Here is a 24998-nt window from a genome sequence, read left to right on the forward strand (position 1 = left end):
AGTGGTAATTAAAAGCGAGTGGGGTGGCACCGGCGTGAATCTGGAGCTGAGCGAGGAGCAGGAGGCCGTGCGGCGGCTCGCCGAGGAGTTCGTGGCCCGCGAGGTCACCCCGCACTCCACCGCCTGGGACCGCGCCGAGGAGGTCGACCGCTCGATCGTGAAGAAGCTCGGCGCCGTCGGCTTCCTCGGGCTCACCGTCCCCGAGGAGTACGGGGGTTCGGGCGGCGACCACCTCGCGTACTGCCTCGTCACCGAGGAGCTGGGCCGCGGCGACTCCTCGGTGCGCGGCATCGTCTCCGTCTCCCTCGGCCTGGTCGCCAAGACCCTCGCGAGCTGGGGCACCGAGGAGCAGAAGCGCGAGTGGCTGCCCCGCCTCACCTCCGGTGACGCGCTCGGCTGCTTCGGCCTCACCGAGCCCGGCACCGGCTCCGACGCGGGCAACCTGACCACCCGCGCGGTCCGCGACGGCGACTCCGGTGACTACGTCGTCAACGGCACCAAGATGTTCATCACGAACGGCACCTGGGCCGACCTGGTGCTGCTCTTCGCCCGTACCGACGACACCCCCGGCCACAGGGGCGTCTCCGCCTTCCTCGTCCCCACCGACACCCCCGGGCTCACCCGCCGTCCCATCCACGGCAAGCTCGGCCTGCGCGGCCAGGCCACCGCCGAACTGGTCCTGGAGGACGTCCGCGTCCCGGCCTCCGCGATGCTCGGCCCCGAGGGCAAGGGCTTCGCCGTCGCCATGTCCGCGCTCGCCAAGGGCCGCATGTCGGTCGCCGCCGGCTGCGTGGGCATCGCGCAGGCAGCCCTCGACGCGGCCGTCCGGTACGCGGGGGAGCGCGAGCAGTTCGGCAAGCCCATCGCCTCGTACCAGCTCGTGCAGGAGCTGATCAGCGACATCGCCGTCGACGTGGACGCGGCCCGGCTGCTCACCTGGCGGGTCGCCGACCTGATCGACCGGGGCCAGGACTTCGCCACCGCCGCCTCCAAGGCGAAGCTGTACGCCTCCGAGGCCGCCGTCCGCGCCGCGAACAACGCCCTCCAGGTCTTCGGCGGTTACGGCTACATCGACGAGTACCCCGTCGGCAAGCTGGTCCGCGACGCCCGCGTCATGACGCTGTACGAGGGCACCAGCCAGATACAGAAGCTCATCATCGGCCGCGCGCTGACGGGGGTCTCCGCCTTCTGAGCCCCGTGGCGCATGCGCGGGGCCGTCTGAGTACGCGTCTGAGTATCCGGGCGGATGTGGCGGGGGCCACATCCGCCCGATGCTGTCGTCCATGAGCGACACACCGGTCAAGCAGCAGAACACCGCCGCGTACTACACGCAGGCCGTCATCTCCTTCGGCATCGCCCTCGCGGCCGTGGCCGTCGGCATCTACCAGCTCGAAGCCAGCGGCTGGGTGCGGGCCTTCCTCGCCATCGCGGTCCTGTACCTCACGACCTCGGCCTTCACGCTCGCCAAGGTCATCCGCGACCGGCAGGAGGCCGGCCAGATCGTCAGCCGGGTCGACCAGGCCCGCCTGGAGAAGCTCCTCGCCGAGCACGACCCCTTCCACAAGATCTAAGCGCTTGCTCACCCTCGATGTATGGTGTTCGTCCGGACGGGGTCGAGAAGGAGTGTGGGATGAGCGCGGCGGAGGAGACGCCCGGGCGCGAGGACGTGCCCTGGGCCGAGGTCACGCCCGAGGCGGCCAGACGGCTGCTCGTGGCCGCCGTCGAAGCGTTCGCCGAACGCGGCTACCACGCGACCACCACCCGTGACATCGCCGGCCGCGCCGGCATGAGCCCGGCCGCGCTCTACATCCACTACAAGACCAAGGAAGAGCTGCTCCACCGGATCAGCCGCATCGGTCACCGCCGCGCCCTGGAGATCCTCAGTGCCGGGGCCGACGGGGACGGCACCGCCGCCGAGCGGCTCGCCGACGCCGTCCACTCCTTCGTCCGCTGGCACGCCGAGGGCCACGCCACCGCGCGCATCGTCCAGTACGAGCTGGACGCCCTCAGCCCCGAGCACCGGGCCGAGATCGTCGAGCTCCGCAAGGAGTCCGACGCCGCCGTGCGGCGGATCATCGAGGAGGGCGTCGCGGCGGGCGAGTTCGACGTGCCCGACGTCCCCGGCACCACCGTCGCCGTGCTCTCGCTCTGCATCGACGTCTCGCGCTGGTTCACCACGCAGGGCCGCAGGACGGCCGACGAGGTCGGCGCGCTCTACGCCGACCTCGTCCTCCGCATGGTCGGCGGGGCTCAGAAGTAGTAGCGGGAGACCGACTCGGCGAAGCAGACGGGCTTCTCGGAGCCCTCGCGCTCGACGGTCACCGCCGCCGTGACCTGCACGCCGCCGCCGGCCTCCTCGACCTTCGTCAGGACGGCCGTGGCACGCAGCCGCGAGCCGACCGGCACGGGGGAGGGGAAGCGGACCTTCTCGGTGCCGTAGTTCAGGCCCATCTTCATGCCCTCGACCCGCAGGACCTGCGGGACGAACAGCGGCAGCAGCGAGAGGGTCAGGTAGCCGTGCGCGATCGTCGCGCCGAAGGGGCCGTCGGCCGCGCGCTCCGGGTCGACGTGGATCCACTGGTGGTCGCCGGTGGCGTCGGCGAAGAGGTCGATGCGCTTCTGGTCGATCTCCAGCCAGTCGCTGTACCCCAGCTGCTCGCCGACCCCCGCGCGCAGCTCGTCGGCGGAGGTGAAGATCCTCGGCTCGGCCATGTTCCCGCTCCCTCAGATGGACTCGTGTACTACCAGGACTAAGCGCTTGCTCAGCATTGTGGTGAGGGCGGCGTCCTGTCAACGGAGATGGGTAGGGTTCGGGGAGTGGCGCAGCTTCCAGAGAAGATCAACGAACTCACCGTCGGCCAGCTCTCGGCCCGTAGCGGGGCCGCCGTCTCCGCCCTGCACTTCTACGAGGCCAAGGGGCTCATCCGCAGCCGTCGCACCTCGGGCAACCAGCGCCGCTACAGCCGTGACGCCCTCCGCCGGGTCGCCTTCGTCCGGGCCGCGCAGCGCGTCGGCATCCCGCTGGCCACGGTCCGCGAGGCCCTGGCCAGGCTCCCCGAGGAACGCACGCCGACGAAGGAGGACTGGGCACGGCTCTCGGCGGCCTGGCGCACCGAGCTCGACGAGCGCATCCGTCAACTGGGCCGCCTCCGCGACCACCTGACGGACTGCATCGGCTGCGGCTGCCTCTCCCTGGAGAACTGCGTCCTGTCCAACCCCGACGACGTCATCGGCGACCGGATCGTCGGCTCGGTCCTCATGCCGACACGCCGTCCCGGCGAGGGCGTCGAAGACTAGGGCCTGTCCGACCCTGATCCGCCGGACAGTCCCTAGGGGTACGAGCTCCGCCACGCGACGGCCCGTCAGGGCTGAGGCCCTCCGGCCCGGGGCGCGCGGCCCCGGGGGCCGGCCGGAAACCGGGACTTCGCCGCCCGGCACGCGGCCCGTCGGACCCCACGCCGTGGCGGCCGCCGTACCGGGCCCGCGCCGGACGTGTGCTCGGCGCGGACACGGGAAGTCATGGGCGAGGCGAGGGCCCTGCGGACGGAACCGGCGGGACGCGCGACGCCCGCCCGCCGTCAGCACCAGAGCCCGCCCGCTCGCCGGCGGTCGGCGCCCGCCCGCCGGCCGCTGGGGTCCGTCCGCTCGGCGCCGATCTCCGGTCGCCGGCGTTCGTCCGCTCGGCGCGGGTGTCCGGTCGCTCGCCGTCGGTCTCCGTCTGCTGGGCGACCGGGTCCGGCCGCCGGAGTCCCCCGTCGGCGCCGGTGTCCGCTCGCCGTAGCCGTAGCCGTAGCCGTAGCCGTAGCCGTAGCCCGACGCCGGTGTACCGGTCGTGGTCTCAGGCCGCCGAGGCCAGCGGGCGGTGTCCGGCCCGCGCCCGGGCCAGCGCCCCGGAGGTCAGCACCGCGCGCGGGACGCCCACGCCGCAGTCTCCGCACACCGGGCCGAGCCACGGCTCGTACGTCTCCGCGGACCCGCTCCGCCACTCGATCCGCGGTCCCTCGCACACCGGACACCGCTCGCCCGGCCCGTCCTCCAGGGCGGTGATCAGACGACGGATCACCTCCGGCAGCGGGTCCGAGGGGTGCACCTCCGGGTCGCCGCACCGCACGACCCCGTTGCCGCCCCAGACGCGCCGGTGCCAGTCGTCGACCGCGCCGAGCCGCCGCAGCCCCTCGTGCTTCTCGCGCCGCCGCCGGGCGGCGAACTGCTCCTCGTACGCGAGCCACACGGCCCGCGCCTCCTCCAGCTCGTCGAGCGCGGCCACCAGCCGCCCCGGGTCGAGCTCCCGGTCCTCGGGCCCGAACCTGTGCCTGCGGCACAGATGGTCCCAGGTCGCCCGGTGTCCGTACGGCGCGAACCGCTCCAGGCACTTGCGCAGCGAGTACCTGCGCAGCGCCGTGTCGCACCCGGGATCACGCACCTGTCTCGCGAGACTCCGGAAACCGGCCATCTCTCGCCACCTCCGTCGCTGGTCCTACCGCGGTATCTGGAGGACGAACGAGCGGCCCGCCGTGTTCCGGCGACACGCGGAAAGCGTCAAAGTCCCGCCCGGGCCGCCGACACGACCACCCGGGCGAGTTCCGGGCGGCGGATGTCGCCGTGCGAGCGCACCGCCTCGGCCGCGTCCACGCTCACGCACCCCGCGCCCGGCACCCCGTCACGGAGCGCCTCCGCCAGGGTCAGCGCCATCGTCCCCGGCACCGCGAGGACGCCGTCGTACCCGATCGCGCCCCAGCGCGGATCCCGCGCGCCGAGCGGCCCGGCCAGGGGACCGGGGAGCGGGCCCGCCGCCGACTCGGCGTCGCGCGCCAGCCGCGACGCCAGCGGGTACATGACCCCGAGAGCCGTGTCGTGCCGCGAGTGGCAGGCCACCACCGGTCCCCGCACCCGGTCCTGCATGCCGCGCAGCGCGCCGGAGCGCCCCGGGTCGTGGGGCAGGCGCGGGGCGAAGGCGTAGTGCGAGAACGCGCCCTGAAGCAGGGTCACGGAGGCCACCGGCCGCGTCCCCGACGGAAGCCCCCGCAGCGCGTACGCGACGAGCCGGGCGCCCATGCTGTGCCCCACCAAGTGGACCCGCAGGCCCGGGGCGGCGCGGGCGACCTCGCCGAGCAGCGGCCCGAGCCCCGCCTCGCCGACCCGCCCGGCCCGCCGCTTCATCACGTAGTACGTGGCCTGGCGCAGCACCTCCTTGGCGCCCTTCCAGTACCGGCCGATCCCGCCGCCGAGGCCGCGGTCGAGCCCGGGGCCGAAGCCCGGGCCGAGGGGCGTCTCCCCGGTCTCGTCCAGCGCCTCCGTGAACACCGCGCAGACCCGCACCGGATCCGCCACCAGGAACTCCGGCACGGGCGCCGCGTCCCCGGCGAGGGCCTCCCCGCCCCTGGCGAGGTCCCCGTCCCCGTACGCGTCCGTCAGCTCCCGCAGCAGCTCGCCGAACTCCGCGAACGCCGCCTCCTCCGGCGGAGCCAGCGAGAGCAGCTCCGTGATCCGCCCGATGACCGGCTCCTTCTCCGGGAGGACCGTCACGAGCGCCCGGTAGTCGCGCACCGGCTCGTCCGTGAAGATCATCGAGGGCCACATCACCCCCGCGTACCCGGCCTCCACGCCCGGCCCGAGGAGCCCGGGGAAGGGGGCGAAGAAGTCCGAGCAGAGGCGGGTGGCGCCGGAGGGTGAGCTGTTCCAGCCGTGCGCGAGCAGCACGAGGTCCGTCACCCCCTGCCGGGCCAGCGCGACCAGGGCCGCGGACTGCCCCGCGGGCCCGTCGCCGTCCTTGTCGAAGGTGAGCTCCCGGTACGGCTCCACACTCATCCCGGTCACGGCACGACCCGCCCCTCCACGTCGAGGTGGCCGCGCGCGGCGGCTCCCTGGCAGCATGCCCGCGCGCGGCCCCGCCCAGACCTGCGGGGAGACGTCCCGTCAGCGGTACAGCAGGTACGCGCTCCGCACGTCGCGGAAGGCCGCGAGCCCCGGCTCCCAGGCCCCCACGACCTCGTCGGTGTCCGCGCCCGCGTCGATCAGGGTCCGTACCCGTGTCGAGCCGGTCAGCTTGTCGATCCAGTGGTCGGCCCGCCAGGCGAAGCCCGGCCACGAGTTCCGGGCCGTCACGAGCAGTCCGATCCCGGTGCGCACCGGGTCGAAGGCCGCCCGGTCGTCGACGTGCAGCTGCACCCCGCCCACCGTCCTCCCCTGGAACTTCGAGAACGTGGGTGCGAAGTACGCCTCGCGGAAGCGGACCCCGGGCAGGCCGAGCGCGTTCGCCGCCTCCGCCCAGCGGCGGTCGATCCCCTCGGCGCCGAGGAGCTCGAAGGGCCGGGTCGTGCCCCGACCCTCGGAGAGGTTCGTCCCCTCGAAGAGGCAGGTGCCCGAGTAGACGAGTGCCGTGTCCGGTGTCGGCATGTTGGGGCTCGGCGGCACCCAGGGCAGTCCGGTCGCGTCGAAGAACTCCCCGCGTCGCCAGCCGGTCATCCGGACCGTCTCCAGCTCCACCGGCACCGGCAGGAACTCCGCGTTGAAGAGCAGCGCGAGCTCGGCCACCGTCATGCCGTGCGCCTGCGCGATCGGCTCGCGCCCGACGAAGGTCGCGAACGCCCGCTCCAGGACGGGCCCGAGCGCCGCCCGCCCGGTGACCGGGTTCGGCCGGTCGAGGACCACGAACCGCTTCCCGGCGAGGGCGGCCGCCGCCATGCAGTCGTACAGCGTCCAGATGTACGTGTAGAAGCGCGCGCCCACGTCCTGGATGTCGAAGACGACGGTGTCCACGCCGGAGGCCGTGAAGACGTCCGCGAGGGCCTGCCCGCTCTTGAGGTAGGTGTCGTGGACCGGGAGGCCGGTGGCCGGGTCCTCGTGGCGGCCCTCGGACCCGCCGGCCTGGGCGGTGCCCCGGAAGCCGTGCTCGGGGCCGAAGACGGCGGCGAGGTCGACCCGGTCGTCGGCGTGCATGACGTCGACGACGTGCCGGGCGTCGGCGGTGACGCCGGTCGGGTTGGTGACGATCCCGACGCGTTCGCCCGCGAGGAGCGCGTACCCGTCCGCCGCGAGCCGCTCGAAGCCGGTCCGCACCCGGCCGTGGCCGGGCGGAGGGGAGACGGCGGACGCCGTGGCCGCGGACGCCGAGGCGACCACCGCCCCGCCCGCGGCCAGCAGACTCCGTCGCGACAGACCCATGGGACCTCCTCGGAACGACCGGGGTGACATGCGCACGCACGCTAGCGCCCGGCGGCGCTCCCGGGAACGAGGCATGCGGAGAGGTCTTCCGCTTCCCGTCTTCCCCCACTCCATACCGACCGGTTAGTCTGCCCGCGTCGACCAGGGGAAGGCAGGCACATGGAGAAGGAACACCACCTCGAAGGCGCCCGCGTCGTCGTGACCGGCGCCGCCGGCGGGATCGGCGCCGCCCTCGCCCGCCGCTTCGCGGCCGAGGGCGCCCGCGTCGTCGTCAACGACCTCGACCCGGCCCGTACCGCGGCCATGGCCGAGGAGATCGGAGGACTCGCCGTCGCCGGCGACGCCTCCGCCGTCGTCGAGGAGGCCCGCGAGGCCCTCGGCGGCACCGTCGACGTCTGGTGCGCCAACGCCGGGCTCTCCTCGCCGGGCGACGCCTTCGCCGACGAGGACGTCTGGGCCGCAGCCTGGGACGTCAACGTCATGGCCCACGTCCGCGCCGCCCGCGCCCTGCTCCCGGCCTGGCTGGAACGCGGCGAGGGCCGGTTCGTCTCCACCGTCTCCGCCGCAGGACTGCTCACGATGATCGGCGCGGCGCCGTACAGCGTCTCCAAGCACGGCGCGTACGCCTTCGCCGAGTGGCTCTCCCTCACCTACCGCCACCGCGGTCTCCGGGTCCACGCCATCTGCCCGCAGGGCGTCCGTACGGACATGCTCACCGCCGCCGGATCGGCCGGCGACCTCGTCCTCGCCCCCACGGCCATCGAGCCCGAGGACGTCGCCGACGCCCTCCTCGACGCCATCGCCGCCGACCGCTTCCTCGTCCTGCCCCACCCCGAGGTCGCCGGCTACTACCGCAACCGCGCCACCGACCCCGAGCGCTGGCTCGGCACGATGAACCACGTGCAGCGGGCCTGGGAGACCGGCGCCCGCTGATCCGGGCCGCGGCGGATGGGAAGATCTACCGACGGGAACGCCGTTCCCGTCCACACGGACGACCACGACGGAAGGCGGCGGAGCATGGCCAGGACGACGGACGAGGGCGAGGCGCCCGTCCCGCAGAGGCTGCTCGCCGCCGCCACCCGCCTCTTCGCGGAGCAGGGGTACGACCGCACCTCCGTCCAGGAGATCGTCGAGGCCGCCGGGGTCACCAAGGGCGCTCTCTACCACTACTTCGGCTCGAAGGAGGACCTCCTCCAGGAGGTCTACGCCCGGGTCCTGCGCCTCCAGCAGGAGCGGCTCGACGCGTACGCGGACGCCGACGCGCCCATCGAGGACCGGCTGCGCGGAGCCGCCGCCGACGTGGTCGTCACGACCATCGAGAACCTCGACGACGCCGCCATCTTCTTCCGCTCCATGCACCACCTCAGCCCGGAGAAGAACAAGCAGGTACGGGCCGAGCGCCGCCGCTACCACGAGCGCTTCCGCGCCCTGGTCGAAGAGGGCCAGCGCGCCGGGGTGTTCTCCTCGGCGACCCCGGCCTCGCTCGTCGTCGACTACCACTTCGGCTCGGTCCACCACCTGTCCACGTGGTACCGCCCGGACGGCCCGCTGACCCCGCAGCAGGTCGCCGACCACCTGGCCGACCTCCTGCTGCGGGCCCTGCGCCCGTGAGCCGTCACAGGTAGCGCTTCAGCTCCCGCCGCGCCAGCGACCGCTGGTGCACCTCGTCCGGGCCGTCCGCCAGCTTCAGGGTCCGCGCGGCGGCCCAGAGTTCGGCGAGCGGGAAGTCCTGCGAGACCCCGCCGGCGCCGTGCAGCTGCACCGCCTTGTCGATGATGTCGACGACCGCGCGCGGGGTGGCGATCTTGATGGCCTGGATCTCGGTGTGTGCGCCCCGGTTGCCGACGGTGTCCATCAGCCAGGCGGTCTTGAGGACGAGCAGCCGCAGCTGCTCGATCGTCACGCGCGCGTCGGCGATCCAGGTCTGGACGACGCCCTGCTGGGCGAGCGTCTTCCCGAAGGCCGTACGGGAGACCGCGCGGCGGCACATCAGCTCGACCGCCCGCTCCGCCATGCCGATGAGCCGCATGCAGTGGTGGATGCGGCCGGGGCCGAGCCGGGCCTGGGCGATGGCGAAGCCGCCGCCCTCCTCGCCGACGAGGTTCGCGGCCGGGACCCGCACCCCGTCGAACAGCACCTCGGCGTGGCCGCCGTGGTAGTGGTCCTCGTACCCGTACACCCGCATCGCGCGCCGGACCTCGACGCCGGGGGTGTCGCGCGGCACGAGGATCATCGACTGCTGGCGGCGCGGGTCCGGGTTGTCGGGGTCGGTCTTGCCCATGACGACGAGGATCCGGCAGTCGGGGTTCATGGCCCCGGAGATGTACCACTTGCGGCCGTCGACGACGTACGCGTCGCCGTCCCGCCGGATCCGCGTCTCGACGTTGGTGGCGTCGGACGAGGCCACCTCGGGCTCCGTCATGGCGAAGGCCGAGCGGATCTCGCCCGCGAGCAGCGGTTCGAGCCACTGCTTCCTCTGCGCCTCGTCGCCGAACTGGGCGAGCAGCTCCATGTTCCCGGTGTCCGGGGCCGCGCAGTTCAGCGCGGTCGGGGCGAGCTGGGGGCTGCGGCCCGTGATCTCGGCGAGCGGCGCGTACTGGAGGTTGGTGAGCCCGGCCCCGTACTCGTGGTCGGGAAGGAAGAGGTTCCACAGGCCCTGCCGCTTGGCCTCGGCCTTGAGCTCCTCGACCACCGGCGGGGTGTCCCAGGGCGAGGCGAGCAGCGCGCGCTGCTCCTCGGCGACGGCCTCCGCCGGGAGGACGTGCTCGTCCATGAAGGCGAGCAGCCGGGACCGGAGCTCCTCGGTGCGGGCGTCGTACGCGAAGTCCATGGCGGGTCAGCCTTCCTGAAGGGTCGTGAGGCCGTGCTCGATGAAGACGGGGACGAGCTCGCCGATCCGGTCGAAGCCCGCGCCGACCGTCTGTCCGAGGGTCCAGCGGCAGTGGATGCCCTCCAGGATCACGGCGAGCTTGAACCAGGCGAAGGCCGTGTACCAGGCGAGGGCGGAGGTGTCGCGGCCCGAGCGGGCCGCGTACCGCTCGACCAGCTCGGCGACGGCCGGATGGCCGGGGGCCGTGGCCGTCGTCGAGATCGGGGAGTCGGGGAGGTCGAGCGGCGTGCTGTACATGGCGAGCAGGCCGAGGTCGGTGAGCGGGTCGCCGAGCGTCGACATCTCCCAGTCGAGGACGGCCCTGATGCGGTCGTCGGGGCCGCCGACGAGCACGTTGTCGAGCCGGTAGTCGCCGTGGACCACGGTGGGCGGGGGAGAGGCGGGCAGGTCCCGGCCGAGCCCGGCGTGCAGCTCGTCGATGCCGGCCAGCTCCCGGCCGCGCGAGGCGTCGAGCTGCTTGCCCCAGCGGCGCAGCTGCCGGTCGAGGAAGCCCTCGGGGCGTCCGAAGTCGCCGAGCCCGACCGCCGCGGGGTCGACGGCGTGCAGGTCGACGAGGGTGTCGACCAGGCCCAGGAGCACGGCGCGGGTGCGCTCGGCGCCGAGCGGCGCGAGCTCCTCCGCCGAGCGGTACGGCGTCCCGTCCACGTGCTCCATGACGTAGAAGGGCGCGCCGAGCACCGACTCGTCCTCGCACAGCACGAGCGCCTCGGGGACGGGGACGTCGGTCGTGTGGAGGGCGCTGATGACGCGGTGCTCGCGGCGCATGTCGTGCGCGGTGGCGAGGACGTGCCCGAGTGGAGGGCGCCGGACCACCCAGCGGCCGGTGCCGTCGGTGACGACGTACGTGAGGTTCGACCGGCCGCCCTCGATGAGGCGGGCTTCGAGCGGGCCGGCGACCAGACCGGGCCGCTCGGCGTCGAGGAAGCGGCGCAGCCGCTCGGGGTCGAGGCCCGGCGGCGGGACGGGACCCGGCGGCGGGACGGGACCCGGCGGCGGGACGGGACCCGGCGGCGGGACGGGACCTGGCGGCGGGACGGGACCTGGCGGCGGGACGGGACTCATCGTGGACGTACCTCCGTGTCGGCTGCGGCTGCTCTCGTCGGTCGTGGCGGCGTTCATGATGACCGACCAGTCGGTATGCCGTCCAGAGGGGCCGGGGACGGGGCGGGGGTCGGGGGCCACGCGCACGTGGCCCCCGACCCCCTGCTCGACCCGTTCGATCACGCGTGGCAGGCCACCGGAACGCCCCCGTTCATCGCCGCCATGTCCCCGAAGACCGTCACCGGGTTCAGCGGGTGCCCCTCCGGCAGGCCCTCCAGTTCCGCGTACGCCCGGTGCAGGTTCGCGACGAGCCGCTCGCTCTCGCGCCACGCGGCGAACTCCCCGAGCTCCGCGCGCCGCGCCGTCTCCAGCGGGCTGTCCCCCTTCGCGTACCCCTCCGAGGCGAGGTCGAGGACCCAGCGCAGGTATCGCTCCGTCGCGTCGTACGCCGACGGGTCCGTCACGGGCCCGTGGCCCGGCACCACGGTCGGCGCGTCGAGCGAGCGCAGCAGGTCGAGCGCGCGCAGCGAGCCGGCGAGCGAACCCATCGGCAGGAACGGCGTCCCGCCCTGGAAGACGAGGTCGCCGGTGAAGACGACGCCCTGCCCGGGAAGGTGCACGATCGAGTCGCCGGTGGTGTGCGCGGGGCCCGGGTGGACCACCCGCACCTCGATCTCGCCGACGTACAGCGTCAGCCGCTCCCGGTACGTCAGGGACGGCGGCAGGATGTCGACCTTCCCGAAGTCGGTCTGCGGCCAGAGGAGATGGAGCTGGTGCCCGGCGTCCAGCTGCTCGGCCCGGCAGTTCTCGTGCCCCACGATCCGGGCCTCCGGCCGGAACACCCCGTTGCCGTAGGTGTGGTCGCCGTGGTGGTGGGTGCTGACGATCGTCCGGGGCAGTGGCAGCCCCTCGGCGAGCACCGCCTCGCGAAGCAGCAGCGCCCGGCGCTCGGTCGCGGCGGTGTCGACGAGGAGCGACTCGCCGGCGTCGCCCAGGAACCCGGCGTTGTTGAGGCACCAGCCGCCGTCGGGCTGGACGTAGGCGTGGACGTTCGGCGCGAGTGCGACCACGTACGGATCGGTTGCGGACAAAGCGGTTCCCCCGGCTAGGAGTTCGACTGGACAGGGGAAGAGTGCCAGGCGGCCCGGGACCGGGGGAATGCGGAACGGATGGTTCAGTGAGCGGTGGAGGGTGGGGCGCGGGTCAGTGGTCGTCCCAGTGCCCGTCGTGCGAGGCGTGCCGGTGCCCGTCGTGGACGTAGTCCACGTGGTCCCCGTGGGTCACGGCCTCGTGCCCGCACTCCGGCCCGTGCCGGTGCGCGTGCTCGCCGTGGGCGAGGTGCTCCGTCGTCTCGCACTCGTCCCAGTGGCCGGAGTGCTCGCGGTGCAGGTGGCCGTCGTGCGCGTAGTCCACGTGGTCCCCGTGCGCCACGGCCCGGTGCCCGCAGTCGGAGCCGTGGACATGGGCGTGGGTGGGGTGCTCTTGGTGCAGGAGGGTCATGACCTGTGCCTCTGTGCGGGGGCGGCTGACCTCTTCAGGCTAGTCCCGTATGTCCCACTCGTCCTGATCGGTGCGGGCGCCACGCCCCCGCGGTCACCAGATCACCGCCGCCCCGAAGACGGCCAGGGCGATCGTGCACCCCGCGGCGAGCAGCGCGCCACGGTGGGACAGCGGGGCGGGCCGGGCGGTGTCCAGGGCACGGATCCGGCGGTGGCTCACGGCGAGGAAGGCGATCCAGACGAGTGCCGTCAGCGCGAAGGCGCTCACCCCGACCGCCGTGACGGACTCGTCGAGGGTCAGCTTCAGGGCCAGGACCGTCACGACCGTGCAGGAAAGGGTCGTGCGCCGCCACGCGAGCCGCGTCCGCTCCGGCTGGAGCCCGGGGTCCCGGACCGCCTCCGTGTCCACTAGCCGGCCCAGCCGAAGACCACCACGACCACCATCGCGATCGCCACCACGGCCACCACCAGGCTGAGCACGGCGGGGAAGCGGGACGCCGGCAGGTCCTCGCCTCGCCGCATCGCCCGCTCGCAGCGCACCCAGTGGTTGACGGCGCGCAGCGCGCACAGCACACCGGCCGCGAGCAGCGCGAGCGAGAAGCCGACCCGGATTCCCCAGCGCAGGTCCGGCAGGAACTGGTCGACGGCGAAGCCGCCGCCCACGAGGGCGAGCGAGGTGCGGATCCAGGCCAGGAAGGTCCGCTCGTTGGCGAGGGAGAAGCGGTAGTCGGGGGTCTCGCCCTCGTCCCGGATCCGCTGCGGCGCGAACCACAGCCGCAGACTCTGCACGAAATCGCTCACACGTGCACCCTAGCGGCCGTGCGATCGCCCCGCCCGGCACCCGGGGAGGGCGAACGCCCGCCGCTCAGCGCTCCCGCAGCAGCTCGTACGCGGCCATCCCGTCCGGCACCCACTCCCACGTCCCGAGGCGCTCGGCCAGCTCCTCGTCCGTCAGGAAGGCGTGCCAGGCGACCTCCTCGACCTGCGGGTCGACGGGGTGGTCCCAGCGGGCCTCGTACACCGCCGACCACCACTTGCCCTCCGCGCCGCCGTCGAACAGGAACGTGAGGACCGGCTCGGGCCGGGCCAGCCCGGAGACCCCGAGCTCCTCCTCGGCCTCGCGCAGCGCGGCCTCGTCGTAGGACTCGCCCGCGCCCACGACACCGCCGACGAACATGTCGTACAGGGAGGGGTACGAGAGCTTCGTCGCCGTCCTGCGGTGGACGAAGGTCCGCCCCTCGGCGTCCCGGACCCGGATGAAGACGCAGCGATGGATCAGGCCCCGCGCGTACACCTCGCCGCGCGGGGCCTGCCCGATCACCCGGTCGTGCTCGTCGACGACGTCAAGGATCTCTTCAGCGCTCATGAGCCCATGAAATCACCGCCGTACGGCCCGGATCACTGCCCCATGACGTACTTGACCGTCGGGCCGGTGGTCCAGCCGCCGTCCACCGCGAGCTCCGCGCCCGTCACGTACGAGGCGGCGTCCGAGAGCAGGAAGACGACCGCGCCCGCGATCTCGTCGGCCTCGCCGACCCGGCCCATCGGCGTGTTCGGGTACTTGCCCTCGCCGCGCTCGATGCCGACGGAGGCGGTCATCGGGGTGTACGTCATGCCCGGGTGGACGGAGTTGACGCGGATCCTCGACGTGCCGAGCTCGACCGCCCCGATCTTCGTCAGGCCGCGCACGCCCCACTTCGAGGCGCCGTAGCCGGCGGTGAGGGCCAGGCCCATGAGGCCGGCCGCCGAGGAGATGTTGACGATCGAGCCGCCGCCGGCCTCCTTCATGGCCGGGATCGCGGCCTTCATGCCGATGAAGACGCCGGTCAGGTTGATGTCGAGGACCTTGCGGAAGTGCTCGACGGACTCGGTCTCCAGGAAGGCGCCGGTGGAGATGCCCGCGTTGTTCACCAGGCCGTGCAGCCCGCCGAACTCCGCCACCGCGTAGGCGACGGCCTCCGCCCAGCCCTCCTCGGAGGTCACGTCGTGGTGGAGGAAGCGCGCGCGCTCGCCGAGCGCCTCGGCGGTGGCCTTGCCGTCCTCGTCCAGGACGTCGGTGACGACGACGTTGGCCCCGGCGGCCACGGCCAGCCGTGCGGCCTCGGCGCCCAGGCCGCGCGCGCCGCCGGTGATGAGGACGGTCTTGCCGGTGAGGTCGTTCATGAGAGGTGTCCCTTCGAACAGCTGGTGATTCTCAGACGCTCCGGGGCTGTGCGGCCCGGAGAAGCGCGGTGGTCGTCCCGACCAGGTCGGCGAGGAAGAGCGGCTCGCCCGTGAGCGGCTCGACGCCCTCCAGGTACTGCCGGGCCCGGTCCGCCATCGCCGCGCCCACCACGGTCAGCGCCAGGTCGAGGCGCTCCAGGAGCAGCGGCTCGGGCAGCCCGCCGGCGGCCAGCCGCTCGGCGACGCGCTCGATCAGGCGCCAGTAGACGGTCCCGGCGAGCGTGGGGTGCGGGGTGCGGGTGCGGACCCCGCTCTCGTGGCTGAGCTGCGCGGAGATCCGCAGGCAGCGCCGTCCGCGGTCGGTCCCGAGCTCGCTGGCCTCGGCGGTGACGAGGGCCGCGACCAGCTCGTGGAGGTCGTCGCCGGCCGCCTCGACCAGGGGCGTGAGGACCTGCTCCGTACGGGCCTGGCGGCCGGCCATGACCGCGTCGAGGAGTCCGGCGCGCGAGCCGAAGTGGTACTGGACCGCCGACGGGTTCGCCTGCCCGGCCAGGGCCACCACGTCCCGCAGCTGCGCCCCGTCGACGCCCTGCGCGGCGAAGAGCTCCTCCGCGGCGCGGATCAGTTTGTCCCGGGTCTCGGGCCCCGATGTCCTTGCCATGCGGTCATGTTAATGCTCGACATTAGAAAACGGGAGTGACGGGCGACACGTCGTGACACCAACTCCCCGGCCCCGAACGGTTGACTGGATACATCCGTGTATCCAAGATGCGATCCATGTCCTACGACGCTGACGTGATCGTCATCGGGGCCGGCCTCGCCGGTCTCGTCGCCACCGCCGAGCTGGTCGACGCCGGCCGCACCGTGATCCTCCTCGACCAGGAGCCCGAACAGTCCCTCGGCGGCCAGGCCCACTGGTCCTTCGGCGGGCTCTTCCTCGTCGACTCGCCCGAGCAGCGCCGGATGCGCGTCAAGGACAGCCACGCCCTCGCCCTCCAGGACTGGTACGGCACCGCCGGCTTCGACCGCCCCGAGGACGAGTGGCCGCGGAAGTGGGCGGAGGCGTACGTCGACTTCGCCGCCGGCGAGAAGCGCTCCTGGCTCCACGCGCGCGGGGTGCGGTTCTTCCCGGTCGTCGGCTGGGCCGAGCGCGGCGGCTACGACGCCAACGGCCACGGCAACTCCGTCCCCCGCTTCCACATCACCTGGGGTACGGGCCCCGGCCTCGTCGCCCCCTTCGAGCGCAAGGTCCGCGAGGGCGTCGCCCGCGGCCTCGTCCGGCTCGGGTTCCGCCACCGCGTCACCGGCCTCGGCCGCACCGCCGGGGCCGTCGACACCGTCTCCGGCGAGATCCTGGAGCCTTCGGCTGCGCCCCGGGGCACCGCGTCGAGCCGCGAGGCCACCGGCGCCTTCGAACTGCGCGCCCAGGCCGTGATCGTCACCTCGGGCGGCATCGGCGGCAACCACGACCTCGTCCGCGCCCAGTGGCCCGCCCGGCTCGGCACCCCGCCCGCCCGCATGCTCTCCGGCGTCCCGGCCCACGTCGACGGCCTCATGCTCGGCATCGCCGAGAAGGCCGGCGCCCACCACGTCAACCGCGACCGGATGTGGCACTACACCGAGGGCATCGAGAACTGGAACCCCGTCTGGGCCCGGCACGGCATCCGCATCCTCCCCGGCCCGTCCAGCCTCTGGCTCGACGCCACCGGCAAGCGCCTGCCCGTGCCGCTCTTCCCCGGCTTCGACACCCTGGGCACGCTCGAGCACATCATGCGGACCGGCTACGACCACACCTGGTTCGTCCTCGACAAGCGGATCATCGGCAAGGAGTTCGCCCTCTCGGGCTCCGAGCAGAACCCCGACCTCACCGGTAAGTCCGTCCGCGACGTCCTCGGCCGCGCCCGCGCCGACGTCCCGGGCCCCGTCCAGGCCTTCATGGACAAGGGCGCCGACTTCGTCGTCGAGAACGACCTCCCCGCCCTGGTACGCGGCATGAACGCACTCACGGACGAGCCGCTGATCGACGAGGCCGCGCTGCGCCGCGAGATCACCGCGCGGGACCGCGAGATCGCCAACCCGTTCACGAAGGACCTCCAGGTCACGGCGATCCGCGGGGCGCGCAAGTACCTGGGCGACAAGCTGATCCGCACGGCGTCGCCGCACCGGATCCTCGACCCGAAGGCGGGCCCGCTCATCGCCGTCCGCCTCAACATCCTCACCCGCAAGTCCCTCGGCGGCCTGCAGACCGACCTCGACTCCCGCGTCCTGACGGAGAGCGGCGAGCCCCTGGAGGGCGTGTACGCGGCGGGCGAGGCGGCCGGCTTCGGCGGCGGCGGCGTCCACGGCTACCGCTCGCTCGAAGGCACCTTCCTCGGCGGCTGCGTCTTCTCGGGCCGGGCGGCGGGCCGGGCGGCGGCGAAGGCGGTCAGCTGAGCCGCGGCGGGCGCGGCGGCATCACCGTGCGCATCAGGGGAAGCCGCTCCACGACCCGCATCCGCTCCGCGACCACCATCGTCGTGTCGTCGACAGTGAAGTGCGGGTCCCCGAGGCCCTCGCGCATCTCCTCGCTGTGCCAGAAGCGCTCGTGCGCCGCCCGCCACTCGGCCACGCTCGTGTACCCCTCGCCCTCGTCGAGGGCGTGCTGCAGGTCGACCTCGCCGAGCGGCAGGACCCGGACCTCGGTCACCTCGACGACGGCGACCTCGCGCCCGTCCGAGTCGATGAGGGCCGAGCGTTCGCCGACCTCGGGCAGGTCCTCGTTCTCGACCCGGAACTCCGCGAGGAGACCGGTCGTGGAGACCTTCGCGCCGCTGAGGACGGCGGCGACCAACTGGTCCCGGAGGGGGCCGGGGTAGGCGAGGAGCAGGGGCTTGAGCGCGTGAGGGCCGGTCATGGCGACAGTGTCTCAGCCACGACCGGCCCTCACCGGGTTACGCCACTCGGGTCATGCCGTTCGGATCGTCCCCGAACGGCGGGAGCGGTCACAACACGAGCGACAGGAGCAGGACGAAGCCGATCCCGACCACCGAGATGATCGTCTCCATCACCGACCAGGTCTTGATCGTCTGGCCGACGTCCATCCCGAAGTACTCCTTCACCAGCCAGAACCCGGCGTCGTTGACGTGGCTGAAGAAGAGCGAGCCCGCGCCGATCGCGAGGACCAGCAGCGCCGTGTGGCTCGTGGACATGCCCTCCGCGAGCGGGGCCACGAGCCCCGCCGCCGAGATCGTCGCGACGGTCGCGGAACCGGTCGCGAGCCGGATGGCGACCGCGATCAGCCAGGCGAGCAGCAGCGCCGGGATCGACCAGTCCTCGGAGAAGTCCAGGATCATCTGACCCACCCCGATGTCGATCAGCGTCTGCTTGAAGCCGCCGCCCGCGCCGACGATCAGCAGGATGCCGGCGATCGGGGCGAGGGACTTCTCGACGGTCGAGGAGATCCGCTCCTTGGTGAAGCCGGCCGCGCGGCCCAGGGTGAACAGGGCGACTATCACGGCGGCGAGCAGCGCGATCAGCGGCGAGCCGATGACGTCGGTGACCTTCTGCAGGCCGTTCTCCGGGTCGTCGACGACGATGTCGACGAGCGCCTTCACCAGCATCAGGACGACGGGGAGCATCACGGTCGCCACGGTGGCGCCGAAGCCCGGACGCTTGTCCAGGTCCTCGGAGGGCCGGGTGGGGATCATGTTCTCGGGCGCCGGGATGTCCACCCAGCGGGCGGCGAACCGGGAGAAGACCGGCCCGGCGATGATCACGGTCGGGATCGCGACGACCAGGCCCAGGGCGAGGGTGACGCCGAGGTTGGCGCCGAGCGCGTCGATGGCGACGAGCGGACCGGGGTGCGGCGGGATCAGGCCGTGCATCACGGAGAGGCCGGCCAGGGCCGGGATGCCGATCCGCATCAGCGAGTAGTTGCCGCGCTTGGCGACGAGCAGGACCACCGGGATCAGCAGCACGATGCCGACCTCGAAGAAGAGCGGCAGGCCGATCACCGAGGCGATGAGGACCATCGCCCAGGGCATGGCCCGTCCGCTCGCCCGCGCCAGGATCGTGTCGACGATCTGGTCCGCGCCGCCGGAGTCGGCGAGCAGCTTGCCGAGGATCGCGCCGAGCGCGATGAGCACGCCCACGCCGGCCACCGTGTTGCCGAGGCCGGTGGTGAAGGACTTGATGGTGTCCGCGAGCGGGGCACCGGCGAACGCGCCGAGCGCGAGCGACCCGATGGTCAGCGCGAGGAACGCGTGCAGCTTGAACTTCGTGATGAGCAGGACGATGACGGCGATGCCGGCGAGTACGGCGATCCCGAGCTGGGCGTTGCCCGCCGAGGTGATCGGTTCGGCGGCGTCCGCTGCCAGGATCTCGACGCTGAGACTGGTCACGGTGGGTCCTTGGGGAGTCAGTGGGCGAGCCGGCGCAGCGCGGCGACGGCCCGGGTGGCGATGTCTTCGGGGGTGCCGGTGACGTCGACGGCGACACCGGCCTCGTCGTCGGCGAGCGGCTGGAGCGTGGCGAACTGCGAGTCGAGGAGCGCGGTGGGCATGAAGTGCCCCTTGCGCGCGGCCATCCGCCCCTCGATGAGCTCCCGGTCGCCGGTCAGGTGCAGGAAGACGACCCCGGGGGCGGCGGCGCGCAGCCGGTCCCGGTAGCTCCGCTTCAGCGCGGAGCTGCTCACCACCCCGCCGTGCCCGGCCCGCCCGGCCGCCCAGGCGCCGATCGCGTCGAGCCAGGGCGCGCGGTCGGCGTCGTCCAGGGGGGTGCCGGCCGACATCTTGGCGACGTTGGCGGCCGGGTGGAAGTCGTCGCCCTCGGCGTACGGGACGGCGAGGGCCTCGGCGACCAGCGGGCCGATCGTGGTCTTGCCGGTCCCGGCGACGCCCATCACGACGACGACCTGCCGTGTCTCGGGCTGGGGGGTGGTGCTCATGAGGTGGTGCCTCGCTGTCTTCGTCGACATCGATCCGTCGCGCCCATGAAACCCATTGGGTACGACGTATTCAAGAGGCTGTGACGTAAAAGTAGTACTTTTAATTCCCGAGGTGATCATCGCCGCGGCCCGGCCTAGGCTGACCCCCATGACGACACCGGCCCAGGGGCTCCACTCCCACGTCCTCGCCGCCCTGGGCCTCGCGATCACCGCGGGGGAGTACCCGCCGGGCACCGTGCTCCGCACCGACGAGCTCGCCCAGCGCTTCGACGTCTCCCGGACGGTGATCCGCGAGGTCGTGCGCGTCCTGGAGTCGATGCACCTCGTCGAGTCCCGCCGCCGCGTCGGCGTCACCGTCCTCCCCACCGCCAGCTGGAACGTGTACGACCCCCAGGTCATCCGCTGGCGGCTGGCCGGCGCCGACCGCCCCCGCCAGCTGCGCTCCCTCACCGTGCTCCGCTCGGCCGTCGAGCCGGTCGCCGCGGGCCTCGCCGCCGCACACGCCACCCCCGAGCAGTGCCGCGAGCTGACCGAGCACGCCCTCGGCATGGTCGCCACCTCCCGCGGCCGGCGCCTGGAGGAGTACCTCGTCCACGACATCGCCTTCCACCGGGTCGTCCTCACCGCCTCGGGCAACGAGATGTTCGCCCGCCTCGGCGACGTCGTCGCCGAGGTCCTCACCGGCCGCACCCACCACCACGTGATGTTCGAGGACCCCGACCCGGCCGCCGTCACCCTCCACGTCCAGGTCGCCGAAGCCGTACGGGAACGGGACGCGGCCCGCGCCGAGGAGCTCACCCGCCGCATCGCCGTCGGCGCCCTCAGGGAACTGGACGTCCTGGCTCCGTGAAGCTCTGAACTAGCTCAAATAAGGGCGTTCAGTGACATGCGCCACTGTCAGTCACGGCTTCTGCCGTGAGGATGTGCGCTGGCCGTGCCGGGAAACCCCCGAGGCGCGACCGCTCCACCTCCCCACACGAAGGCGAACAACTCCATGACTGACCGCGTCACCGCGGCCGAGCCGCTGTCCGCCGCACCGGCGAACCCGGCCGCCGCCCCCCACGTCGACGCAGGCGACGCCGGCTACCGCAAGGACCTCAAGTCCCGGCACATCAACATGATCGCCATCGGCGGCGCCATCGGCACCGGACTCTTCCTCGGCGCCGGCGGCCGGATGTCCCAGGCCGGACCGTCCCTCTTCATCGCCTACGCCGTCTGCGGCGTCTTCGCCTTCTTCGTGGTGCGGGCCCTCGGCGAGCTCGTCCTCTACCGCCCCTCCTCCGGCGCCTTCGTCTCGTACGCCCGTGAGTTCATGGGCGAGAAGGGCGCCTACACGGCCGGCTGGCTGTACTTCCTCAACTGGTCGACCACCGCCGTCGCCGACATCACCGCGGCCGCCACCTACGCCCACTTCTGGTCGATGTTCAGCGACGTCCCGCAGTGGATCCTCGCCCTGATCGCCCTCGCGGTCGTCCTCGCCGCCAACCTCATCTCCGTGAAGTACTTCGGCGAGATGGAGTTCTGGTTCGCGATCGTCAAGGTCGCCGCCCTGGTCGCCTTCATGCTCGTCGGCATCTTCCTCGTCGTCACCTCGCACGACGTCGGCGGCTCCACCCCCGGCCTCGCCAACATCACGGACAACGGCGGCATCTTCCCCAACGGCGTCATGCCGATGATGCTGCTCATCCAGGGCGTCGTCTTCGCCTACGCCTCCGTCGAGCTCTGCGGCGTCGCCGCCGGCGAGACCGAGAACCCCGAGAAGATCATGCCGAAGGCGATCAACTCGATCATGTGGCGCGTGGGCCTCTTCTACGTCGGCTCCGTGGTCCTGCTCGCGCTGATCCTCCCGTACACCGCCTACTCCGGCGACCAGAGCCCCTTCGTCACCGTCTTCGACAAGCTGGGCATCCCCGGCGCCGCCGGCGTGATGAACCTCGTCGTCCTCACCGCCGCCCTCTCCAGCCTCAACTCCGGCCTGTACTCCACCGGTCGCATCCTGCGCTCCATGTCGCTGGCCGGCTCCGCGCCGAAGTTCACCGGCGTCATGAACAAGGGCGGCGTCCCCTACGGCGGCATCCTCCTCACCGCGGGCTTCGGCGTCCTCGGCGTCGCCCTCAACTACGTGATGCCCGGCGAGGCCTTCGAACTGGTCCTCAACTTCGCCTCCATCGGCATCATCGGCACCTGGGCCATGATCATGGTCTGCTCGCTCCTCTTCTGGCGCGCGGCGAAGCGGGGCAAGGTGACCCGCCCCGGCTACAACCTGCCCTGGGCCCCGTACACCCAGATCGTCACCCTCGGCTTCCTCGCCTCCGTCCTCGTCCTCATGTGGCTGGACGGCGGCATCGGCCGCACCACCGTGAACTGCCTCCCGCTCATCGCGGCCGCCCTCGTCGGCGGATGGTTCCTGGTCCGCGGCCGCGTCCGCAGCACCTCCGCCGCCGACCGCGGCTGACCCCTTACGGCCGGCCCCCACGGCCCCCCACGGCCCTCCCCCCACGGGAACGGCGAGACCCCCGCAGGCAGCACCTGCGGGGGTCTCGCCTTTTGTCAGGAGATAGTGGTACGCAAGAGCCTTACAAGATCCCGTCGGAAGAACCCCGTCGAGGAATCCGGCCGGAGGAAGGGAAGTCCGCGATGCCGCAGCACGTCCAGGGGGTCATCGCCCCCGGAAGGAACGAACCGGTACGGGTCGAGACGATCGTGATCCCCGATCCCGGCCCCGGCGAGGCCGTCGTGAAGATCCAGGCGTGCGGCGTCTGCCACACCGACCTGCACTACAAGCAGGGCGCCATCAACGACGAGTTCCCCTTCCTCCTCGGCCACGAGGCGGCGGGCGTCGTCGAGTCCGTCGGCGAGGGCGTCACCGACGTCGCGCCCGGCGACTTCGTCGTCCTCAACTGGCGCGCCGTATGCGGCACCTGCCGCGCCTGCGAGCGGGGCCGCCCCTGGTACTGCTTCGCCACCCACAACGCGAAGCAGAAGATGACGCTCCTCGACGGCACGGAACTCTCCCCGGCCCTCGGCATCGGCGCCTTCGCCGAGAAGACCCTCGTCGCCTCCGGCCAGTGCACCAAGGTCGACCCCACCGTCGCCCCCGAGGTCGCGGGCCTCCTCGGCTGCGGCGTCATGGCCGGCATCGGCGCCGCCATCAACACCGGGAACGTCGGCCGCGGCGACACCGTCGCCGTCATCGGCTGCGGCGGCGTCGGCGACGCGGCGATCGTCGGCTCCCGCCTCGCCGGAGCCGCGAGGATCATCGCCGTCGACATCGACGACCGGAAGCTGGAGACGGCGAAGGGCATGGGCGCCACCCACACCGTCAACTCCCGCTCCACCGACGCCGTCGAGGCGATCCGCGCACTCACCGGCGGCTTCGGCGCCGACGTCGTCATCGAGGCCGTCGGCCGCCCGGAGACGTACGAGCAGGCCTTCTACGCCCGCGACCTCGCCGGCACCGTCGTCCTCGTCGGCGTCCCCACCCCCGAGATGAAGCTCGAACTGCCCCTCCTCGACGTCTTCGGCCGCGGCGGCTCCCTCAAGTCCTCCTGGTACGGCGACTGCCTGCCCTCCCGCGACTTCCCCATGCTGATCGACCTGCACCAGCAGGGCCGCATCGACCTCGCCGCCTTCGTCACCGAGACCATCGGCCTCGGCGACGTCGAGAAGGCCTTCGCCCGCATGCACGAGGGCGACGTCCTGCGCTCGGTGGTGGTGCTGTGATGGGCGCCCGCGTCGACCACCTCGTCACCTCCGGCACCTTCAGCCTCGACGGCGGCACCTGGGACGTCGACAACAACGTCTGGATCGTCGGCGACGACACCGAGGCCGTCGTCATCGACGCCGCCCACGACGCCGAGGCAGTCCTCGCCGCCCTCGACGGCCGCGCCCTGCGTGCCATCGTCTGCACCCACGCGCACGACGACCACATCGACGCGGCCCCGGCCCTCGCGGCCGCCACCGGCGCCCGCATCCTGCTCCACCCCGCCGACCAGCCGCTCTGGAAGCTGACCCACCCCGACCACACCCCCGACGGCGACCTCGCCGACGGCCAGGTCCTCACCATCGCCGGCATCGACCTCACGGTCCTGCACACCCCGGGCCACGCCCCCGGCGCGGTCTGCCTGTACGCCCCCGAGCTCGGCACCGTCTTCACCGGCGACACCCTCTTCCAGGGCGGCCCCGGCGCCACCGGGCGCTCCTTCTCGGACTTCCCGACGATCGTCGACTCGATCCGCGGGAAGCTCCTCACCCTGCCCCCGGACACGGTCGTCCGCACCGGCCACGGCGACACCACCACCATCGGCGCCGAGGCACCGCACCTGGAGGAGTGGATCAGGCGAGGCCACTGAGAGCCAGCCGGCTCTCGAAGCGCAGTTCCGCACCCGTGAGCGGGTCGGTGAACTCCAGTGTCCGCGCGAGCAGTTGCAGCGGACGCGAGAAGTCCTCCGACCCGTCCTCGCGCACCACCGGATAGACCGGATCGTGCAGGATCGGCAGCCCCAGCGCGTTCATGTGGACCCGCAGCTGATGCGTCCGCCCGGTCACCGGCACCAGCCGGTACCGCCCGAGCCCGCCCCGCCGCTCCACCAGCTCGATCCGGCTCTCCGCGTTCGGCTCGCCCGGCACCTCCCGGGCGGCCATCACCCCGCGCTCCTTCTCGATCCGGCTGCGCACGGTGACGGGCAGCCCGACGCCCGGACCGTACGGCGCCACCGCCTCGTACGCCTTCCGCACGGCCCGGTCCCGGAACAGCGTCTGGTACGCCCCCCGGTCCTCCTCCCGTACGACGAAGAGCACGAGCCCCGCCGTCAGCCGGTCGAGCCGGTGCGCGGGCTGGAGCCGCGGCTCCCCGAGCTCCCGCCGCAGCCGCGCCATGGCGGTCTCGGTCACGTGCCGCCCCCGCGGCATGGTCGCCAGGAAGTGCGGCTTGTCGACCACCACGATCCGCTCGTCCCGGTGGACCACCCCGATCCCGAACGGCACGGGCGTCTCGGCCGGGAAATCCCGGTGGAACCAGAGGTGCCGCCCCACCGTGTACGGCTCGGAGCCGTCGACCGGCCCCTCGACGGCGACGAACCGGCCGCCCCGGAGCATCTCGCCGACCCGCGCGACGCCGATCGCCGCCCCGTACCGGTCCCGCAGGTGATCGCCGACGGTCGCCCAGACCCCCTCGGGATCCTCCGGCAGCCGCACCCGCACCGCGTCGATCCCGTCCCGCTGGGGGAGGGGCGAGGAAGGGGCCTTCGCTCTGCGTCGCACCGTTCCCACCGCCGTACCGTCGTCACGCCATAACGAGAAAGACCCCACAAGATGT

The 24998-nt window shown here is 72.8% G+C and carries 28 protein-coding genes; 11 read left to right on the plus strand and 17 right to left on the minus strand.

Annotated features, from left to right (window positions below):
- The first annotated feature begins 34 nt into the window (after positions 1-34).
- The 3 genes from AB0G79_RS17615 to AB0G79_RS17625 all read left to right on the plus strand — a co-directional run bounded on the left by AB0G79_RS17615 (position 35) and on the right by AB0G79_RS17625 (position 2260).
- Positions 35-1192, plus strand: coding sequence for an acyl-CoA dehydrogenase family protein (locus tag AB0G79_RS17615; RefSeq protein ID WP_360807248.1), 1158 nt, complete (start codon positions 35-37; stop codon positions 1190-1192).
- Between the two features lie 91 nt (positions 1193-1283).
- Positions 1284-1571 (plus strand): YiaA/YiaB family inner membrane protein, encoded by a 288-nt coding sequence (locus AB0G79_RS17620; protein ID WP_360807250.1) that lies wholly within the window; start codon positions 1284-1286, stop codon positions 1569-1571.
- 59 nt (positions 1572-1630) lie between these two features.
- Complete coding sequence (locus tag AB0G79_RS17625; RefSeq protein WP_360807252.1) at positions 1631-2260, plus strand: TetR/AcrR family transcriptional regulator; 630 nt, start codon at positions 1631-1633, stop codon at positions 2258-2260.
- Here AB0G79_RS17625 and AB0G79_RS17630 read toward each other — a convergent pair.
- Positions 2251-2712 carry a MaoC family dehydratase gene (locus tag AB0G79_RS17630; protein WP_360807254.1) on the minus strand — a complete coding sequence of 154 codons (462 nt, stop codon included), beginning with the start codon at positions 2710-2712 and terminating at the stop codon, positions 2251-2253. The two genes, AB0G79_RS17625 and AB0G79_RS17630, sit on opposite strands and share 10 nt — an antisense overlap.
- Before the next feature lie 105 nt (positions 2713-2817).
- Between AB0G79_RS17630 and soxR the strand changes: the two genes are divergently transcribed.
- Entirely contained in the window at positions 2818-3297 is a 480-nt protein-coding gene (soxR, locus tag AB0G79_RS17635; protein ID WP_360807256.1) for a redox-sensitive transcriptional activator SoxR, read from the plus strand.
- 541 nt (positions 3298-3838) lie between these two features.
- Here soxR and AB0G79_RS17640 read toward each other — a convergent pair.
- The 3 genes from AB0G79_RS17640 to AB0G79_RS17650 form a co-directional block, all read right to left on the minus strand.
- Positions 3839-4453 (minus strand): hypothetical protein, encoded by a 615-nt coding sequence (locus AB0G79_RS17640; RefSeq protein WP_360807258.1) that lies wholly within the window; start codon positions 4451-4453, stop codon positions 3839-3841.
- Positions 4454-4539: 86 nt separating this feature from the next.
- Positions 4540-5808, minus strand: coding sequence for a serine-threonine protein kinase (locus AB0G79_RS17645; protein WP_360807259.1), 1269 nt, complete (start codon positions 5806-5808; stop codon positions 4540-4542).
- Between the two features lie 108 nt (positions 5809-5916).
- Complete coding sequence (locus AB0G79_RS17650; protein ID WP_360807261.1) at positions 5917-7164, minus strand: DUF1343 domain-containing protein; 1248 nt, start codon at positions 7162-7164, stop codon at positions 5917-5919.
- A gap of 159 nt (positions 7165-7323) precedes the next feature.
- Between AB0G79_RS17650 and AB0G79_RS17655 the strand changes: the two genes are divergently transcribed.
- Together AB0G79_RS17655 and AB0G79_RS17660 are read left to right on the plus strand one after the other, a co-directional pair.
- Positions 7324-8097, plus strand: a complete 774-nt coding sequence (locus AB0G79_RS17655) for an SDR family oxidoreductase (protein ID WP_360807263.1) — start codon at positions 7324-7326, stop codon at positions 8095-8097.
- 84 nt (positions 8098-8181) lie between these two features.
- Positions 8182-8775 carry a TetR/AcrR family transcriptional regulator gene (locus AB0G79_RS17660; RefSeq protein ID WP_360807265.1) on the plus strand — a complete coding sequence of 198 codons (594 nt, stop codon included), beginning with the start codon at positions 8182-8184 and terminating at the stop codon, positions 8773-8775.
- Between the two features lie 4 nt (positions 8776-8779).
- Here AB0G79_RS17660 and AB0G79_RS17665 read toward each other — a convergent pair whose 3' ends face one another.
- The 9 genes from AB0G79_RS17665 to AB0G79_RS17705 all read right to left on the minus strand — a co-directional run bounded on the left by AB0G79_RS17665 (position 8780) and on the right by AB0G79_RS17705 (position 15418).
- A complete protein-coding gene (locus AB0G79_RS17665) occupies positions 8780-9994 on the minus strand; it encodes an acyl-CoA dehydrogenase family protein (protein WP_360807267.1) in 1215 nt (404 codons plus the stop codon).
- Between the two features lie 6 nt (positions 9995-10000).
- Positions 10001-11116 (minus strand): phosphotransferase family protein, encoded by a 1116-nt coding sequence (locus AB0G79_RS17670; protein WP_360807269.1) that lies wholly within the window; start codon positions 11114-11116, stop codon positions 10001-10003.
- A gap of 158 nt (positions 11117-11274) precedes the next feature.
- Complete coding sequence (locus tag AB0G79_RS17675) at positions 11275-12186, minus strand: MBL fold metallo-hydrolase (protein ID WP_360807271.1); 912 nt, start codon at positions 12184-12186, stop codon at positions 11275-11277.
- A gap of 112 nt (positions 12187-12298) precedes the next feature.
- On the minus strand, positions 12299-12595 hold the full coding sequence (locus AB0G79_RS17680; protein WP_360807273.1) for a hypothetical protein: 297 nt from the start codon (positions 12593-12595) through the stop codon (positions 12299-12301).
- Positions 12596-12688: 93 nt separating this feature from the next.
- Positions 12689-13003, minus strand: a complete 315-nt coding sequence (locus AB0G79_RS17685) for a DUF202 domain-containing protein (protein WP_360807275.1) — start codon at positions 13001-13003, stop codon at positions 12689-12691.
- Positions 13003-13395 carry a DUF202 domain-containing protein gene (locus AB0G79_RS17690; RefSeq protein WP_360807277.1) on the minus strand — a complete coding sequence of 131 codons (393 nt, stop codon included), beginning with the start codon at positions 13393-13395 and terminating at the stop codon, positions 13003-13005. The genes AB0G79_RS17685 and AB0G79_RS17690 overlap by 1 nt, the downstream gene beginning before the upstream one ends.
- Before the next feature lie 64 nt (positions 13396-13459).
- The gene (locus AB0G79_RS17695) at positions 13460-13960 is read right to left on the minus strand and encodes an NUDIX domain-containing protein (protein ID WP_360807279.1); all 501 of its coding nucleotides are present in this window, start codon (positions 13958-13960) and stop codon (positions 13460-13462) included.
- A 32-nt stretch (positions 13961-13992) separates the two neighbouring features.
- Entirely contained in the window at positions 13993-14757 is a 765-nt protein-coding gene (locus AB0G79_RS17700; RefSeq protein ID WP_360807281.1) for a glucose 1-dehydrogenase, read from the minus strand.
- A 31-nt stretch (positions 14758-14788) separates the two neighbouring features.
- Complete coding sequence (locus AB0G79_RS17705) at positions 14789-15418, minus strand: TetR family transcriptional regulator (RefSeq protein WP_360807283.1); 630 nt, start codon at positions 15416-15418, stop codon at positions 14789-14791.
- 116 nt (positions 15419-15534) lie between these two features.
- Between AB0G79_RS17705 and AB0G79_RS17710 the strand changes: the two genes are divergently transcribed.
- A complete protein-coding gene (locus AB0G79_RS17710; RefSeq protein ID WP_360807285.1) occupies positions 15535-17190 on the plus strand; it encodes an FAD-binding dehydrogenase in 1656 nt (551 codons plus the stop codon).
- Here the strand turns inward: AB0G79_RS17710 and AB0G79_RS17715 are convergent.
- The 3 genes from AB0G79_RS17715 to AB0G79_RS17725 form a co-directional block, all read right to left on the minus strand.
- Complete coding sequence (locus tag AB0G79_RS17715) at positions 17183-17650, minus strand: ASCH domain-containing protein (protein ID WP_360807287.1); 468 nt, start codon at positions 17648-17650, stop codon at positions 17183-17185. The genes AB0G79_RS17710 and AB0G79_RS17715 overlap by 8 nt on opposite strands.
- A gap of 88 nt (positions 17651-17738) precedes the next feature.
- Positions 17739-19136, minus strand: a complete 1398-nt coding sequence (locus tag AB0G79_RS17720) for a gluconate:H+ symporter (RefSeq protein ID WP_360807289.1) — start codon at positions 19134-19136, stop codon at positions 17739-17741.
- Positions 19137-19153: 17 nt separating this feature from the next.
- A complete protein-coding gene (locus AB0G79_RS17725; RefSeq protein ID WP_360807291.1) occupies positions 19154-19681 on the minus strand; it encodes a gluconokinase in 528 nt (175 codons plus the stop codon).
- Between the two features lie 148 nt (positions 19682-19829).
- On the opposite strand from AB0G79_RS17725, the gene AB0G79_RS17730 reads away from it, so the two are divergent.
- The 4 genes from AB0G79_RS17730 (at position 19830) to AB0G79_RS17745 (ending at position 24033) form a co-directional block, all read left to right on the plus strand.
- Complete coding sequence (locus tag AB0G79_RS17730) at positions 19830-20531, plus strand: FCD domain-containing protein (RefSeq protein WP_360807293.1); 702 nt, start codon at positions 19830-19832, stop codon at positions 20529-20531.
- Between the two features lie 144 nt (positions 20532-20675).
- Entirely contained in the window at positions 20676-22136 is a 1461-nt protein-coding gene (locus AB0G79_RS17735) for an amino acid permease (protein WP_360807295.1), read from the plus strand.
- 182 nt (positions 22137-22318) lie between these two features.
- Positions 22319-23404, plus strand: a complete 1086-nt coding sequence (locus AB0G79_RS17740) for an S-(hydroxymethyl)mycothiol dehydrogenase (RefSeq protein ID WP_360807297.1) — start codon at positions 22319-22321, stop codon at positions 23402-23404.
- On the plus strand, positions 23404-24033 hold the full coding sequence (locus AB0G79_RS17745; protein WP_360807298.1) for an MBL fold metallo-hydrolase: 630 nt from the start codon (positions 23404-23406) through the stop codon (positions 24031-24033). The genes AB0G79_RS17740 and AB0G79_RS17745 overlap by 1 nt, the downstream gene beginning before the upstream one ends.
- Here AB0G79_RS17745 and AB0G79_RS17750 read toward each other — a convergent pair.
- The gene (locus tag AB0G79_RS17750; RefSeq protein ID WP_360807300.1) at positions 24017-24943 is read right to left on the minus strand and encodes a pseudouridine synthase; all 927 of its coding nucleotides are present in this window, start codon (positions 24941-24943) and stop codon (positions 24017-24019) included. The genes AB0G79_RS17745 and AB0G79_RS17750 overlap by 17 nt on opposite strands.
- Positions 24944-24998 lie beyond the last annotated feature (55 nt).

Source organism: Streptomyces sp. NPDC020807, from assembly GCF_040641575.1.
Classification (GTDB): domain Bacteria; phylum Actinomycetota; class Actinomycetes; order Streptomycetales; family Streptomycetaceae; genus Streptomyces.

Bases quoted from the DNA above. Each gene is read 5' to 3' on its own strand.
- AB0G79_RS17655 (WP_360807263.1), top strand. From the start codon at position 7,324: ATGGAGAAGGAACACCACCTCGAAGGCGCCCGCGTCGTCGTGACCGGC.
- AB0G79_RS17705 (WP_360807283.1), bottom strand. From the start codon at position 15,418: ATGGCAAGGACATCGGGGCCCGAGACCCGGGACAAACTGATCCGCGCC.
- AB0G79_RS17725 (WP_360807291.1), bottom strand. From the start codon at position 19,681: ATGAGCACCACCCCCCAGCCCGAGACACGGCAGGTCGTCGTCGTGATG.
- AB0G79_RS17695 (WP_360807279.1), bottom strand. From the start codon at position 13,960: ATGAGCGCTGAAGAGATCCTTGACGTCGTCGACGAGCACGACCGGGTG.
- AB0G79_RS17745 (WP_360807298.1), top strand. From the start codon at position 23,404: ATGGGCGCCCGCGTCGACCACCTCGTCACCTCCGGCACCTTCAGCCTC.
- AB0G79_RS17640 (WP_360807258.1), bottom strand. From the start codon at position 4,453: ATGGCCGGTTTCCGGAGTCTCGCGAGACAGGTGCGTGATCCCGGGTGC.
- AB0G79_RS17715 (WP_360807287.1), bottom strand. From the start codon at position 17,650: ATGACCGGCCCTCACGCGCTCAAGCCCCTGCTCCTCGCCTACCCCGGC.
- AB0G79_RS17735 (WP_360807295.1), top strand. From the start codon at position 20,676: ATGACTGACCGCGTCACCGCGGCCGAGCCGCTGTCCGCCGCACCGGCG.
- AB0G79_RS17645 (WP_360807259.1), bottom strand. From the start codon at position 5,808: ATGAGTGTGGAGCCGTACCGGGAGCTCACCTTCGACAAGGACGGCGAC.
- AB0G79_RS17700 (WP_360807281.1), bottom strand. From the start codon at position 14,757: ATGAACGACCTCACCGGCAAGACCGTCCTCATCACCGGCGGCGCGCGC.
- AB0G79_RS17740 (WP_360807297.1), top strand. From the start codon at position 22,319: ATGCCGCAGCACGTCCAGGGGGTCATCGCCCCCGGAAGGAACGAACCG.
- AB0G79_RS17665 (WP_360807267.1), bottom strand. From the start codon at position 9,994: ATGGACTTCGCGTACGACGCCCGCACCGAGGAGCTCCGGTCCCGGCTG.
- AB0G79_RS17680 (WP_360807273.1), bottom strand. From the start codon at position 12,595: ATGACCCTCCTGCACCAAGAGCACCCCACCCACGCCCATGTCCACGGC.
- AB0G79_RS17630 (WP_360807254.1), bottom strand. From the start codon at position 2,712: ATGGCCGAGCCGAGGATCTTCACCTCCGCCGACGAGCTGCGCGCGGGG.
- AB0G79_RS17650 (WP_360807261.1), bottom strand. From the start codon at position 7,164: ATGGGTCTGTCGCGACGGAGTCTGCTGGCCGCGGGCGGGGCGGTGGTC.
- AB0G79_RS17620 (WP_360807250.1), top strand. From the start codon at position 1,284: ATGAGCGACACACCGGTCAAGCAGCAGAACACCGCCGCGTACTACACG.
- AB0G79_RS17670 (WP_360807269.1), bottom strand. From the start codon at position 11,116: ATGAGTCCCGTCCCGCCGCCAGGTCCCGTCCCGCCGCCAGGTCCCGTC.
- AB0G79_RS17730 (WP_360807293.1), top strand. From the start codon at position 19,830: ATGACGACACCGGCCCAGGGGCTCCACTCCCACGTCCTCGCCGCCCTG.
- AB0G79_RS17660 (WP_360807265.1), top strand. From the start codon at position 8,182: ATGGCCAGGACGACGGACGAGGGCGAGGCGCCCGTCCCGCAGAGGCTG.
- AB0G79_RS17625 (WP_360807252.1), top strand. From the start codon at position 1,631: ATGAGCGCGGCGGAGGAGACGCCCGGGCGCGAGGACGTGCCCTGGGCC.
- AB0G79_RS17710 (WP_360807285.1), top strand. From the start codon at position 15,535: ATGTCCTACGACGCTGACGTGATCGTCATCGGGGCCGGCCTCGCCGGT.